The sequence below is a fragment of the Sphingobium sp. FG125 genome (genome assembly GCF_057809795.1).
Genome location: NZ_JBMDKQ010000019.1, coordinates 1 through 13803, shown reverse-complemented (window position 1 = coordinate 13803; position 13803 = coordinate 1). Strand labels below are relative to the sequence as shown.

The following is a 13803-nucleotide window of genomic DNA, read 5'->3' as shown; positions in this document are numbered from 1 at the left end:
GCCCATTTAGACCCAAGAGACCGAAACGATCATGACCGACACGATTAGCTTGCCCAACAGCCTGCGCAGCCAACCCGACGCCAGTGGCCATTTCGGCCAGTTTGGTGGCCGCTACGTCGCCGAAACATTGATGCCGCTGATCCTGGAGCTGGAAAAAGTCTATCGCGCGGCGAAGGACGATCCGGCGTTTGAGGAAGAATATGACTATCTGCTCAAGCAATATGTCGGTCGCCCCAACCCGCTATATTATGCGTCACGGCTGACCGAGGCGCTGCGCGAAGGCGCGCCAGCGGGCAAGGGCGCTAAGATTTACCTCAAGCGCGAGGAGTTGAACCATACCGGCGCGCACAAGATCAATAATTGCATCGGGCAAGCGCTGCTGGCCCGCCGCATGGGCAAGAAGAAGGTGATCGCGGAAACGGGCGCGGGCCAGCATGGCGTCGCGACCGCGACGGTCGCCGCTTTGTTCGGCATGGAATGCAAGATTTTCATGGGTGCCAAGGATGTCGAGCGGCAGAAGCCCAATGTGTTCCGCATGAAGCTGCTGGGCGCAGAGGTCATTCCGGTGACGTCCGGTTCGGCGACGCTGAAAGATTCGATGAACGACGCGCTGCGTCACTGGGTGTCGAACGTGCATGACACATTCTACATCATCGGCACGGCGGCTGGCCCGCACCCCTACCCCGAACTGGTCCGCGATTTCCAGTCGATCATCGGCAAGGAAATCAAGACGCAGATGATGGAGGCGGAAGGTCGCCTGCCCGACATGCTGATCGCCCCGGTCGGCGGTGGCTCTAACGCTATCGGCATGTTCCACCCGTTTCTGGACGACACGGACGTTGCCATGATCGGCGTGGAAGCAGCGGGCGAAGGGCTGACCGGCAAGCACGCTGCGTCGCTGGCAGGCGGCGCGTCGGGCATTTTGCACGGCAACCGCACCTATCTGCTTCAGGATGAGGATGGCCAGATTACCGAGGCGCACAGCATTTCGGCGGGGCTGGATTATCCGGGCATCGGGCCTGAGCATAGCTGGTTGCACGAAATCGGCCGGGTGCAATATATGCCGATCGCCGACGATGAAGCGCTGGCCAGTTTCCAGAAGCTGTCGGCGCTGGAGGGGATTATTCCTGCGCTGGAATCGGCCCACGCCATCGCCGCTGCCGAGCAGGTTGCGCCGACGATGGATGCGGACAAGATCATCGTCGTCAACCTGTCTGGCCGGGGGGACAAGGACATCTTTACCGTGGCGGACGCACTGGGAGCGGAGATGTGAATAACCGCCGCTCTTCCAAAGCCCTCTCCCCTTTAGGGGGGAGGGTTGGGAGGGGGGAATATGCGTGACCCTGCCCTGACAGCGCACGCCCGCACCATGCGCAAAGCGCCCACTGAACCGGAACAGCGACTGTGGCTCGCGCTACGGGCTGAACGATTGGGCGGATTGAAATTTCGACGGCAGAAAGTGATTGGTCCCTTCATCGTCGATTTCGCGGTGAGAAATCCGATGCTGGTGATCGAAATTGATGGAGACAGTCATGCGCATCAGGAAATTTACGATGAAAGGCGCAGTGCCTTTCTCCGCGAATGCGGCTATCGGGTGCTGCGATTTACGAACCAAGATGTGATGACCAACATGGAATCTGTCCTTATGCTCATTTTGGAGACGGCAGGCCTTGCCCCTCTCCCAACCCTCTCCCCTAAAGGGGAGAGGGCATGACTGACCGGATGGCCACCCGCTTCGCCGCCTGCAAGGCGCAGAGCCGCGCGGCGCTGATTACCTTCGTGACCGCCGGTGATCCGACCGTTGCGGCAACCCCAGCCATTCTCGACGCGCTGGTCAAAGGTGGCGCGGATATTATCGAGCTGGGGATGCCCTTTACCGATCCGATGGCCGATGGTCCCGCGATCGAACTGGCCAATCTGCGCAGTTTGGGGTCCGGCACGAAAACGGCGCATATCTTTGCGATTGCCGCCGATTTCCGCGCCCGCCATCCCGACACGCCGCTGGTGCTGATGGGCTATGCCAATCCCATGCTGGTGCGCGGATCCGACTGGTTTGCCGACCAGTGCAAAGCGTCGGGCGTCGATGGCGTCATCTGCGTCGATGTGCCGCCGGAGGAAGATGCCGAGCTTGGCCCAGCGCTGCGCAACGCGGGGATTCATCTGGTGCGGCTGGCGACGCCTACGACCGACGCAAAGCGACTGCCCGCCGTGCTCGATGGGGCCAGCGGCTTCCTCTATCATGTCTCTGTCGCGGGGATCACCGGAAAGCAGCAGGCAGCGCAGGCCAATATCGAGCTGGCCGTCCAGAAGCTCAAAGCCGCTACCGATCTGCCCATCGCGGTCGGTTTTGGCGTTCGCACGCCCGAACAGGCCGCCGCGATCGGGCGCATTGCCGATGGCGTCGTCGTCGGTTCCGCGATCGTCGATCTGGTCGGGTCGCATGGCGATGCCGCCGCCCCCTTCGTTCAGCAATTCGTCGCCGCCCTGAGCGGTGCGCTCACCGTCCATTCACGGGAAACCGCCGCATGAGCTGGATCAACCGCGTCCGCAAAGCCATCCCCTTCATCGCCAAGAAGGAACAGAGTGCCGAGACGCTCTGGCACAAATGCCCTTCCTGTTCGGAGATGATCTTCATCAAGGAATGGGAAGAAAATCTGTCCGTCTGCCCGCGTTGCGACCATCATGGCCGCATCGGGCCTTCGGAACGGTTCGAGCATATATTGGACGCCGGTTTCATCCTGCTGCCGACCCCGCATGTGCAGGAAGATCCGCTGAAATTCCGCGACAGCAAGCGCTATCCCGACCGGATCAAGGCGGCGCGGCTGGCGACCGGCGATCATGACGCGCTGATCAACGCGCGCGGCGCGATCGACGATGTGCCGCTGGTGATGGGCGTGCAGAATTTCGCCTTCATGGGCGGGTCCATGGGCATGGGCGTGGGCGCAGCCTTCATCCAGGGCGTCAATGACGCGATCGCCCATAAATGCCCCTATGTGATCTTCACCGCTGCAGGCGGCGCGCGGATGCAGGAGGGTATCCTATCGCTGATGCAGATGCCGCGCGCGACGGTGGCGATCCAGAAGCTGCATGCGGCGGGCCTGCCCTATATCGTCGTGCTGACCGATCCGACCACCGGCGGCGTGACGGCCAGCTATGCGATGCTGGGCGACATCCAGATTTCCGAGCCCAATGCGCTGATCGGTTTTGCCGGGCAGCGGGTGATCGAAAGCACGATCCGCGAAAAGCTGCCCGAAGGGTTCCAGCGCGCCGAATATCTGCTGGACCATGGCATGATCGACATGGTGGTGCATCGCGGCGAATTGCGCGACACGCTGGCGCGGGTGATCGACTATCTGACGCCGCGGGCTGCCGCCTGACATCACGCATTTAGGGGGACGGGGCGCATGGCCGATCACGCGGTATCGGATCATCCTGCGGTGCAGGCGCAACTCGACCGGCTCTGGTCGCTGTCCCCCGGCGCCGACATATTAGGGCTGGAGCGGATCACCACGCTGCTGGAGCGGCTGGGCAACCCGCATCGCGCGCTGCCGCCGGTCTTTCATGTTGCGGGGACCAATGGCAAGGGATCGACCTGCGCCTTCCTGCGCGCGGCGATGGAAGCCGACGGCAAGAGCGTCCACGTCTTTACCTCGCCGCATCTGGTCCGCTTTAACGAGCGTATCCGGGTCGCCGGCCAGTTGATCAGCGACGATGCGCTGGCGCGCTATCTGGAGCGGGTGCTGGACATTGCCGAGGGCGTTGACGCCAGCTTCTTCGAGGTCACGACCGCCGCTGCTTTCCTGGCCTTTGCCGAGCATCCCGCTGACGCCTGCATCATAGAGGTTGGCCTTGGCGGGCGGCTGGATGCCACCAATGTCATCGCCAATCCGGTGGTGTGCGGCATCGCGCAGTTGGGGATCGACCATCAGGCGTTTTTGGGCGACACGCTGGCCGCGATCGCGGCGGAGAAGGCGGGCATCGCCAAGCCGGGCGCGCCGCTGGTCACCCAACGTTACGCCGAATCGCTGTTCCCGGTGATGATGGACGCGGTCGCCAACGCGCGGACCAGCTGGATCGGCCAGGGCGATGGCTGGGATGCCGCCGCCTATCGCGACCGGCTCCATTATCGCGACGAACAGGGGCGGCTCGACACACCGCTGCCCCGGCTGGCGGGCGCGCATCAGATACAGAATGCGGCGCTGGCCTTTGCGATGTTGCGGCATCAGAACGCGGTGCCGCTGTCCGAAGCCGCGCTCAAGGCCGCGCCGCTGTGGGCGCATTGGCCCGCGCGGCTCCAGCGGCTCGACCATGGGCCCCTGCTCGCGCCCCTGCCCGATGCGACCACCGCCTGGCTCGACGGCGGGCATAATGCCGGTGCGGGTGAGGCGATCAGCGCTTTCTTCACTAGCGACCGGCTGGAGGGGCAGAAGCTTCAGCTGGTGATCGGGATGCTCGCCAACAAGGATGTCGATGCGTTCCTCTCTCCTTTCGCCGGGCGGATCGCGCATATCCACGCCCTGCCGGTGCCGGGGCATGAGCATCATGGGGCCGATCGATTCGCGGCGATCGCGACGCGCTGGGGCATCGGATGCACTGCGCACGGCGAACCGACCGCCGCGATCCGCGCCATAGCGGCACTGGGTGAACCGGCCCCCAAGCTGTTGATCGGCGGTTCGCTTTATCTGGCAGGCGAAATTTTGCGGCTGAACGATCAACTGCCTGACTGATTCTACTTGCGATTGACTCGCAATAGCCTAACCTGCGGGAACCAGACCACCGCAGAAGGCACACTATCATGGCACATGGAGAGACTTCCTCCCTCGACGATCTGCCCCGGCCGATGCCATCGGGCTATGGCAACCGGCTGTTCCTGTTCGTGATGCGGCGGATGGCGAGTGCGGGCGTCAATGATGCCCACGCCGCCAATGCGATGCTGGGCGCGTTCGGGCGCAGCTATCGCAGGCCGCTGGTGCTGATGCGGGCGATGATGCTGGAACTGGCGCGGGCGTCGAGCCGAAAGATATTGGTCGCGCCCTGCTGCTGCGCGCGGATGACGGCGGACGAAGCACTGATGATGCAAGCCACCGGCGACGCGCTGCGCGATCCCAATAGCGCCTATGAGCATGTGAGCCGGTTGCTGGGCAATGATCATGCGCTGGGCGCGCTGACCTGTTTGCAGGCGGTGGCGCAGGCCCATGCCGATCTGGGCCGACCGCTGGAGCTTTATGGCGAGGGGTGATTGCCCGGATCGGTGGCCGCGCTGCCGACGCTGGCGTCGATCAGGCCGGCGCGCATCATCAGCCAAAACAGGATGATGCCCGGCACCGCCGCCGCCGTGGTGAGCAGGTAGAAATCGACATAGCCGAATTGTTCGATCAGCCCGCCTGCGGTCGTGCCGGTCAGGAAGCGTCCGACGATGCTGGCGGCGGCGGAAATCAGCGCATATTGGGTGGCGGTGAAGCGTAGGTCGCACAGGGCAGAGAAATAGGCGACGACAGTGACGCCGCCGATGCCGCTGGCGAAATTTTCAAAGCCGATCGCGCCGGCCATGCCCCAGTTGCTCTTGCCCAGCGCCGCCAATGCCGCAAAGGCGAAGTTAGATACGCCCATCAGGATCAGGCTGAGCAGCACCGATCGCTTCATGCCAATCCGGGCGTAGAGAATACCGCCAACAAAAATGCCGATCAGATAGGCCCAGAAACCGATGCCGATGTCATAAATGGCGATCTCGTCATTGCTATAGCCCATGTCATCGAACAGCAGGCGGAAGGTGAGGTTCGCCAGCGTGTCGCCGATCTTGTGCAGCAGGATGAAGAGCAGCACGAGCAGAGCGCCCTTGCGCTGGAAAAATTCCACCAAAGGCCCCGCGATCGACTGCCAGACTTCGCTCATGCCGCGTCGTGCCAGCGGATCGCGATGACGTTCAGGTTCGCCCAGAAGCAGGCCGGTCAACATGGCTGGCAAGGCGAAGATGGCGCAGGCAAGATAGGCGCCTTCCCAGCCGATCCGCGCCGCCAGCACCAGCGCCAGCGCGCCCGCCGCGACCGATCCGATGCGCCAGCCATATTGGGACATGCCCGACCCGACGCCCAATTGTTCGGGCTTGAGCAATTCGATGCGATAGGCGTCGATCACGATGTCGAAGGTCGCGCCCGCAACGCCCACCAATATGGCAGCATAGGCGGTCTGGATCAGGCTACTCGTCGGATCGACCAGCGCCAGATTGGCGACCGCCGCCATCACCAGCACGCCTGCCAGGATCAGCCAGGAGACACGTTGGCCCAGTCCACCGATCACGGGCAAGCGGACGCCATCGACCACCCAGGCCCAGAGCCATTTGAGATTATAGACCAGGAATGCGAGGGTGAAGGCGGTGACCGCCTTTTTGTCGATGCCGTCCTGCGCGAGGCGGGTGGTCAGGGTTGCGCCGATCATCGCGAAGGGGAAGCCCGACGACACGCCCAGGAAAAACGCTGCCAGCGGGGCTTTCTGGGCATAGGGCTTTACCGCATTAAGCCAGCTGTTCGTGCCGGTTGTGGCGTCGGTCATGATGGTGCGCGTCCCCCGAAGGCGTCTGTTGCGCGCCACCATATGGCCTGACGCGGTGCTGGCAAGCCTTGTGGGATCAATCGGGCGTGTCGAACAGGGTGAGGCCAACGGGCAGTCGCGGGCGGCGGGCGCCGCGCAGAAGGGCGTCGATCACGCCAATCGCCGCGACCAGATCACGCGGGGCATAGGGTTTGGCGAGGCAGCCCAATGCCAGCGCGCGGGCGTCGAGCGGGCAAGCGCCGGTGACGAAGAGGACCGGCAGGTCTTTGGTCGCGGCATGGCGGGCGACGTCGATGCCGCTGCGGTCGCCCTTCAGGCTGACGTCGGCGATCACCAGATCGACCCCGCCGCCGTCGATGACAGCGATAGCGTGGCTGTAATCGTCCACGGTCGCGGCGATGCGGTATCCGGCCTGTTCGAGCGCATGTTCATTGTCGAAGGCGACGAGGGGTTCATCCTCCACCACCAGCACGGTGCGGATCGCCTTGCGCCGTCCTGCCGCCGCGCTTTCGCCCTTCACCAACCCGAAAAACATTTGCCGATCCGCCCTGTTTCCGCCATGCCCAGCGATCAAACGCCGCGCCCCCGCGCCGGGTTGCCGAGCGAAGGACAAGACGCCCTCGCCCAAGCGCCGGGACGGCACCGTTCAGCCTGTTGCTGGCTTCCCTGTCATATGGGAAGGGCCAGTGCCCACGAAAAGGAATCCGCCCTTGGAACCGCCGAAAAAATCTGGACCGCCCCGCAGGGCTGGCCCCGGCGGCCCCAAACGCCCCACTGGCCCCGGTGCGGGCGGGCCGGGTCGGACATCGGATGGCAAGCCGCGCTTTGGCAAGCCGGGTGAGGGCAAAGCCGATCCCGCCGCCAGCGCCAAGCCATGGGGCCGCAAGCCCGGTTTCAAGAAGCCGGGTGCCGGGGCCAAGACGCCCGCCAACCCGCATCCCGCCCGCGCCGCCGCGACCAGCGATGGCAAGGGCGAGCCGCAGCGCATCGCCAAGCTGCTGGCGCGGGCCGGTGTCGCTTCGCGGCGCGAGGTCGAGCGGATGATCGAGGAAGGGCGCGTGACGCTGAATGGCGTGGCGGTCGAGACGCCCGCGACCTTGCTGGCGTCGCTTTATGGCGTGGCGGTGGATGGCGTGGCGATTGCCGCGCCGCCGCCTGCCCGGCTGTTCCTGTTCCACAAGCCAAGCGGGTTCCTGACGACCGAGCGCGACCCCGCCGGGCGGCCGACCATCTATGACAAGCTGCCCGCCGACCTGCCGCGTGTCATGCCGATCGGGCGACTGGACATGACGACCGAAGGGCTGTTGCTGCTGACCACCGATGGCGGGTTCAAGCGGCAGATGGAGTTGCCCTCATCCGGGGTGCCGCGCACTTACCGGGCGCGCGCCTTTGGCGAAGTCAGCCAGCAGCAGCTGGAGGATCTGTTCGACGGGATCGAGATTGAGGGCGTCCGCTATGGCCCGATCGAGGCCAATCTGGAGCGGCGCACAGGGCGCAACCAGTGGATCGAAATGACCCTGACCGAAGGCAAGAACCGCGAAGTGCGGCGGGTGCTGGAGCATCTGGGGTTGCAGGTCAACCGGCTGATCCGCACCAGCTATGGCCCGTTCCTGCTGGGCGATTTGCCGCCCGGCGCGGTCGAGGAAATCCGCCAGCATGACTTGGTCCAGTTCAAGGCCAGCCTGAAGGACAGCAAATGAGGATCATATCCGGGCAATGGCGTGGTCGTCCGCTGACCGCGCCCAAGGGCGACGCAACCCGGCCCACCGCCGACCGGACCCGCGAGACGCTGTTTTCGATGCTGGTCAGCCGGATCGGATCATTCGAGGGGCTGGCCGTGGGCGACTTCTTTGCCGGGTCCGGGGCGTTGGGGTTTGAGGCGCTGTCGCGTGGTGCCGCCACCTGCCTGTTCGTCGAGCAGGACAAGCCGGCGATCGATTCGATCCGCGCCAATGGCGAACGGCTAGGCATCAAGCCCGACATCCGGGCGTCGAGCGTATTGTCGCTGGGGTCCGCGCCCAAGCCATTGGACCTCATTTTCATGGACCCGCCCTATGGCACGGGGGCCGGACAGGTCGCGCTCGACAAGCTGGGACGGCTGGGCTGGACCGGGCCTGCGACCTGGATCAGCATTGAGACCGACCGGCGTGAGGATGTCGAGGTGAAGGGCTTTGCGATCGACGCCGTGCGCGACGCTGGCAAGGCGCGGATCACCTTGCTGCGGGCGGTGGATCAGGCGGCTTCGTAGGCCGCCGTCTCCTTCGCGATCAGGATGTTGGCGAGGAAGGTGTAAGCCTCCGCCCAGGCGTCCAGCACCGCGTCGGTCGCGACATCTTCGCCCAATACCTCCCGGATGGCGGGGAGCAGAGCGGCGGCGACCTTGGGATAATGGTCTGGCTTTACCCCGGTTTCGACATGGCGCGCGACCATGCGGGCAACCGCGCCATCGAGAGCGCCGAGCTTGTCGATATTTTCGGCATAGCCCAGAATCGCGGCAGCGAGGCGCCTGGGCTGTTCGCCGCTTGCCTGGGCAGCCTGATCAAACATCGCCTTCACTTCGGCGTCCTGAAACAGTCTGGCATACATGGCGGTGGTGATGGCAACGCCGTGCTGGCGCAAGGCTGGACCAGTCGATTTGACGATCGCGATGGTGGAAGCCGACAGTGAGCTGGACATATGTACGCCTTTCGATGGACTCGATAAGGAGTATTTAATTTGCATCTTTGAAGATGTAAACAGGATAGATGTTTTCCGCTGCCTGTAGCGCCGTTAACGGACAAGCCCATGCAACTGACCCGCCACACCGACTATGCGCTGCGCGTGCTGATCCATCTGGCAGCAGCGCCGGAGGGGCGCGCGACAATCCCGCAGATTGCCAAGGCTTATGGGCTGTCGCGCAATCATCTGATGAAGGTGGTGCATAGCCTGGCGCAGGGCGGGTTTATCGCAACCCAGCGCGGGCGCGGCGGCGGCTTTGCGCTGGAGCGTGCGCCGGAGGAGATCAGCATCGGCGCGGTGATCCGGCATAGCGAGCCGGACATGAGGATGGCCGATTGCGCGGCCTGCGCGATCCGCCCGTCCTGCGGCCTGACCGGCATATTGGCGCAGGCGACGGCGGCATTTCTGGCGGTGCTGGACCGGCACAGTCTGAGCGACGCGACCCGCGACCGGGCCGGGCTGGCGGCGATTATCGCTGCCCTGCCCGGCCCCGGAGCCGGTGGTTAGCGACGACGCGCCTTGCGCGCCTCGCTTGGATTGATGCAGCTGTCCTGCACGGTTTTCGAGCAGACCGGATAATCCTTTGCCTCGGCAGGTGGCGGGGTCATGTTGCCGCCGACGGTGACGGGGTTAGAGGATGATCCGACAGGGGCAGCGGGATCATTGGGGACGCCTGCGGGAGCGGGCACCATGCCGGGATCGGCGGGGACGGCGCCGGTGGGCAGGGCTGCATTGGGGTCAGCAACCGGTGCCGGTTCAGCAGACGGGGCCATGGCTGGATCAGCAGGCGGAGGCGGCGCGGCGGGATCAGCGGGCGGTGCCATGTCACCGGCGGGCGGCTGGCTCATGGGTGCCGGGGTATCCTGCGCGAGGGCGACGCCTGCCATGGTGGTGAAACTGAGCATCGCGGCGCTGGCCAGCATGATGGATTTCATCGGGAATCTCCTTTCCTTCTTTTCTCACGGCCCCGTTTTGCGGGAGCGGTGAGCGAAGAACCGGAGTCGTGACGTGTCCGTTCCGGCAGCGGCGATGAACCGTGGCGGATGCACCATGAAAGGAAGGGGCGTGGTGTTATCGAGAAGACGACACCCCGCCGTCTGGCCTGCGGCCAGCTACCCGTCCCAATGGAGGAGATTGGATTTTGCCCTTATTCGTCGGGGTATCGATCAAACTTTGGCAGGTCGTTGGCGGTCGCGGCCCATGGCGGGGCGTCGGCCAGTTGGATATGGGCCTGAGGCGGGAAGGCAGACTGATCGTCCAGCGTTGCCGTCTGAATGTCGATGCCGCCAGGGAAAATGGCGGGATTGGTGTAGAATAGCCCGGTGCCGCAGGTGCCGCAGAAGTGACGATTCGCGTTTTCCGACGATTGATAGGCGACCGGCGTGCCGTCTATCTTGACCGCGTCCTGTTGAAACAAGGCCCAGCCGACCATCGGTGCGCCCGAACTGGCGCGGCAATCGGCGCAGTGGCAGATCGTGCTGTGCGCTGGATCGCCGCTGACTTCATAGCGGATCGCCCCGCATTGGCATTTACCCGTCGCCATGATTCGTCCTCCCTTGCATGATTCGCCTTTTGTTCTCATAGAAGGCGCGTCGCTGCAAGGCTGATGCCTTGCCCCCGCCCCTGCCCATGCCTAGTTGAGGCCGATGACCTTTCCCGCGCCGTCTCCCACCGATCCCGACTATATCAAGGGGCTGAACCCGCCGCAGCGGGAGGCCGTGCTGACGACCGAGGGGCCGGTGCTGGTGCTGGCGGGCGCAGGTACGGGCAAGACGGCGGCACTGACCGCGCGGCTGGCGCATCTGGTCGCGACGCAGCGGGCCTGGCCGTCCGAAATCCTCTCCGTCACCTTCACCAACAAGGCCGCGCGGGAAATGCGCGAGCGGGTGGGAAGGATGATCGGCCCGGCAGTCGAGGGGATGCCGTGGCTGGGGACGTTCCATGCGATTGCGGCCAAGATGCTGCGGCGTCATGCCGAACTGGTCGGGCTGCAATCCAATTTCACGATATTGGATACGGACGATCAGCTGCGGTTGATGAAACAGTTGATCCAGGCCGAGGGAATTGACGACAAGCGCTGGCCTGCCAAGCAATTGGGCGGGCTGATCGACCAGTGGAAGAATAAGGGCTGGACCCCGCAGGACATCAGCGCGGGTGAGAGCGAAGGCTATGCCAATGGCAAGGGGCAGAAGCTCTACGCCGCCTATCAGGCGCGGCTCCGTCAGGTAAATGCCTGTGATTTCGGAGACTTGCTGCTGCATGTTCTGACGATATTGAAAAGCCATCGCGACGTGCTGGAAAGCTATCAGCAGCGGTTCAAATATATCATGGTGGACGAATATCAGGACACCAATAGCAGCCAATATCTGTGGCTGCGGCTGTTGGCGCAGACGCGCAAGAATCTGTGCTGCGTGGGCGATGACGACCAGTCCATCTATTCATGGCGCGGGGCGGAAGTCGCCAATATCCTGCGGTTCGAGAAGGATTTTCCGGGCGCGAAGATCATCAGGCTGGAACAGAATTACCGGTCCACCCCGCATATTTTGGGCGCGGCGTCGGGCGTGATTGCCGAGAATGGCAATCGGCTGGGCAAGACTTTGTGGACCGACATCGACGTGGGCGAAAAGGTGCGCGTCATCGGCATATGGGACGGGCCGGAGGAAGCGCGGCGAGTCGGCGAGGAGATTGAGGCGATCCAGCGCGACGGCGGGTCGCTGGACGAGGTGGCGATACTGGTGCGGGCGCAGCACCAGACCCGCGAATTTGAGGACCGCTTCATCCAGATCGGGATGCCCTACCGCATCGTGGGCGGTTTTCGTTTCTATGAGCGGGCGGAAATCCGCGATGCGCTGGCCTATTTGCGGCTGGTCAACCAGCCCGCCGACGATCTGGCGTTCGAGCGGATCGTCAATGTGCCCAAACGCGGGCTGGGCGACAAGGCGGTGGAGAAACTGCATCGGCTGGCGCGGGCGGAGGGGATACCGCTGGTCCATGCGGCGGCGCGGATTCTCGACACGGATGAGTTGACGCCACAGGCGCGGCGATCATTGGGCGCATTTGTGGGCGATCTGGCGCGCTGGCGCGACCGGGCGACCACCCTGCCCCATGCCGAACTGGCGCGGCTGATATTGGACGAGAGCGGCTATACCGCGATGTTGCAGGCCGAACGCAGCACCGAGAGCGCGGGGCGGCTGGAGAATCTGACCGAACTGGCCCGCGCAATGGAGGAATATGAGACGCTGGGCGCGTTTCTGGAGCATGTCTCCCTCGTCATGGACAATGAGGCGCAGCAGGAAGAGCGCAAGGTCACGATCATGACGATCCATGCCGCCAAGGGGCTGGAATTTGATTCGACCTTTCTGGTCGGCTGGGAGGAAGGGGTGTTCCCGTCGCAGCGGGCGCTGGACGAAGGCGGCCTCAACAGTCTGGAGGAGGAACGGCGGCTGGCCTATGTCGCGATCACGCGGGCGCGCAAGCGTTGTACGATTTTGCACGCGGCGAATCGGCGCATCTATGGCCAGTGGACCAGCAGCATCCCTTCGCGCTTTGTCGGTGAATTGCCGCCGGAGCATGTCGACGCGGAAAGCAGCATGAGCGGCGGTGCGTCGCTATGGCGGGCCAACTGGTCGGAGCGGGACGATCCGTTCGCCCATGTCGGGCGCGGCGAAGGGCGCGGGCCGGGATGGCAGCGGGCGCAATCGTCGGGCCAGTTCAGCCGTGAGCCGGTGCGGATCGTCGAGGCGCGCGCGTCGGCGGTGTCGATCGGCAATAAGGGGCGCAGCGACATGGAATTAGGGCTGCGCGTGTTCCATCAGAAATTCGGCTACGGCACCGTCGCGGAGATTGAAGGCAACAAGCTGGAGATTGATTTCGAGACGGCCGGGCGCAAGCGGGTGATGGACAGTTTTGTGTCGGTGGCGTGACGGGCTGCGTTATTTTGCTGCCAATATCTCGGCGATCGACCGCGCATAATCCTGCATCGCAGCCACTATGGCTGGCCCGCTGACCGACCGGGGACTGGGATCGATGGCGCAGAGCGTGCCGTAAAAACTGCCGTCCGGCAGGATCACAGGCAGCGAGGCATAGCTTTGAAAGCCGTAGAAGATAGGGACATGGTGGGTGCGCCAGTCCTGGTCCATCGCGACATGATCGATATAGATACCCTCGCCGCAGCGGCGGATATCGTCGCACAGCGTCTTTTTGATTTCCAGTTCGCCGCCGGGATCAAGGCCGAACTCGATCCGGTCGATGATCTGGCAGGCGATCCAGCGATCTTCGGTCACCCTGGCGACAGCTGCGAAGCCCATGCCGGTGTTTTGGCAGACTTCCTCCAGGATCGCCCGGATCTTGTCGTCATCGCCCTGTGCTGCGACTGATGCCGCCAAATCGTCCCGCATAGATGCACCCCCGATGACGCGACGCTGATCGCGGCGCAACATCCGGCAGATATGTAGGATTATGCGGAATATTGCGCAAGAATTTGGTGGAGCCTAGCGGGATCGAACCGCTGACCTCCTGCATGCCATGCAGGCGCTC

At 64.0% G+C, this 13803-nt stretch carries 16 protein-coding genes; 10 read left to right on the top strand and 6 right to left on the bottom strand.

What is annotated here, in order from left to right; all coding sequences use genetic code 11:
* Positions 1-31 precede the first annotated feature (31 nt).
* The 6 genes from trpB to ACODSR_RS16320 all read left to right on the top strand — a co-directional run bounded on the left by trpB (position 32) and on the right by ACODSR_RS16320 (position 5239).
* Positions 32-1273 (top strand): tryptophan synthase subunit beta, encoded by a 1242-nt coding sequence (trpB, locus tag ACODSR_RS16345; RefSeq protein WP_489077699.1) that lies wholly within the window; start codon positions 32-34, stop codon positions 1271-1273.
* A 60-nt stretch (positions 1274-1333) separates the two neighbouring features.
* Positions 1334-1714: an endonuclease domain-containing protein gene (locus ACODSR_RS16340; protein ID WP_489077698.1), complete on the top strand. Its 381-nt coding sequence runs from the start codon at positions 1334-1336 to the stop codon at positions 1712-1714.
* Complete coding sequence (gene trpA / locus ACODSR_RS16335) at positions 1711-2529, top strand: tryptophan synthase subunit alpha (protein WP_489077697.1); 819 nt, start codon at positions 1711-1713, stop codon at positions 2527-2529. Before ACODSR_RS16340 ends, trpA begins: the two co-directional genes overlap by 4 nt.
* On the top strand, positions 2526-3377 hold the full coding sequence (accD, locus tag ACODSR_RS16330) for an acetyl-CoA carboxylase, carboxyltransferase subunit beta (RefSeq protein WP_489077696.1): 852 nt from the start codon (positions 2526-2528) through the stop codon (positions 3375-3377). Before trpA ends, accD begins: the two co-directional genes overlap by 4 nt.
* A gap of 27 nt (positions 3378-3404) precedes the next feature.
* Positions 3405-4727, top strand: a complete 1323-nt coding sequence (locus ACODSR_RS16325; protein ID WP_489077695.1) for a bifunctional folylpolyglutamate synthase/dihydrofolate synthase — start codon at positions 3405-3407, stop codon at positions 4725-4727.
* A 68-nt stretch (positions 4728-4795) separates the two neighbouring features.
* On the top strand, positions 4796-5239 hold the full coding sequence (locus ACODSR_RS16320; RefSeq protein WP_489077694.1) for a DUF6628 family protein: 444 nt from the start codon (positions 4796-4798) through the stop codon (positions 5237-5239).
* On the opposite strand, the gene ACODSR_RS16315 is transcribed toward ACODSR_RS16320, so the two are convergent.
* Positions 5224-6549, bottom strand: coding sequence for an AmpG family muropeptide MFS transporter (locus ACODSR_RS16315; protein WP_489077693.1), 1326 nt, complete (start codon positions 6547-6549; stop codon positions 5224-5226). The genes ACODSR_RS16320 and ACODSR_RS16315 overlap by 16 nt on opposite strands.
* A 76-nt stretch (positions 6550-6625) precedes the next feature.
* The gene (locus ACODSR_RS16310) at positions 6626-7084 is read right to left on the bottom strand and encodes a response regulator (RefSeq protein ID WP_489077692.1); all 459 of its coding nucleotides are present in this window, start codon (positions 7082-7084) and stop codon (positions 6626-6628) included.
* A gap of 175 nt (positions 7085-7259) precedes the next feature.
* On the opposite strand from ACODSR_RS16310, the gene ACODSR_RS16305 reads away from it, so the two are divergent.
* Together ACODSR_RS16305 and rsmD are read left to right on the top strand one after the other, a co-directional pair.
* The gene (locus ACODSR_RS16305) at positions 7260-8249 is read left to right on the top strand and encodes a pseudouridine synthase (RefSeq protein ID WP_489077691.1); all 990 of its coding nucleotides are present in this window, start codon (positions 7260-7262) and stop codon (positions 8247-8249) included.
* Positions 8246-8797: a 16S rRNA (guanine(966)-N(2))-methyltransferase RsmD gene (rsmD, locus tag ACODSR_RS16300; protein ID WP_489077690.1), complete on the top strand. Its 552-nt coding sequence runs from the start codon at positions 8246-8248 to the stop codon at positions 8795-8797. The genes ACODSR_RS16305 and rsmD overlap by 4 nt, the downstream gene beginning before the upstream one ends.
* Here the strand turns inward: rsmD and ACODSR_RS16295 are convergent.
* A complete protein-coding gene (locus tag ACODSR_RS16295; protein ID WP_489077689.1) occupies positions 8782-9225 on the bottom strand; it encodes a globin domain-containing protein in 444 nt (147 codons plus the stop codon). The two genes, rsmD and ACODSR_RS16295, sit on opposite strands and share 16 nt — an antisense overlap.
* A 108-nt stretch (positions 9226-9333) precedes the next feature.
* Here ACODSR_RS16295 and ACODSR_RS16290 point away from each other — a divergent pair, with 108 nt between their 5' ends.
* Positions 9334-9774, top strand: coding sequence for an Rrf2 family transcriptional regulator (locus ACODSR_RS16290; RefSeq protein WP_489077688.1), 441 nt, complete (start codon positions 9334-9336; stop codon positions 9772-9774).
* Here ACODSR_RS16290 and ACODSR_RS16285 read toward each other — a convergent pair.
* Positions 9771-10202: a Fe-S oxidoreductase gene (locus ACODSR_RS16285; RefSeq protein ID WP_489077687.1), complete on the bottom strand. Its 432-nt coding sequence runs from the start codon at positions 10200-10202 to the stop codon at positions 9771-9773. The two genes, ACODSR_RS16290 and ACODSR_RS16285, sit on opposite strands and share 4 nt — an antisense overlap.
* 212 nt (positions 10203-10414) lie before the next feature.
* The gene (locus ACODSR_RS16280; RefSeq protein ID WP_489077686.1) at positions 10415-10810 is read right to left on the bottom strand and encodes a GFA family protein; all 396 of its coding nucleotides are present in this window, start codon (positions 10808-10810) and stop codon (positions 10415-10417) included.
* A gap of 103 nt (positions 10811-10913) precedes the next feature.
* On the opposite strand from ACODSR_RS16280, the gene ACODSR_RS16275 reads away from it, so the two are divergent.
* A complete protein-coding gene (locus ACODSR_RS16275) occupies positions 10914-13190 on the top strand; it encodes an ATP-dependent helicase (protein WP_489077685.1) in 2277 nt (758 codons plus the stop codon).
* A 9-nt stretch (positions 13191-13199) separates the two neighbouring features.
* Here ACODSR_RS16275 and ACODSR_RS16270 read toward each other — a convergent pair whose 3' ends face one another.
* Complete coding sequence (locus ACODSR_RS16270) at positions 13200-13664, bottom strand: GAF domain-containing protein (RefSeq protein ID WP_489077684.1); 465 nt, start codon at positions 13662-13664, stop codon at positions 13200-13202.
* Positions 13665-13803 lie beyond the last annotated feature (139 nt).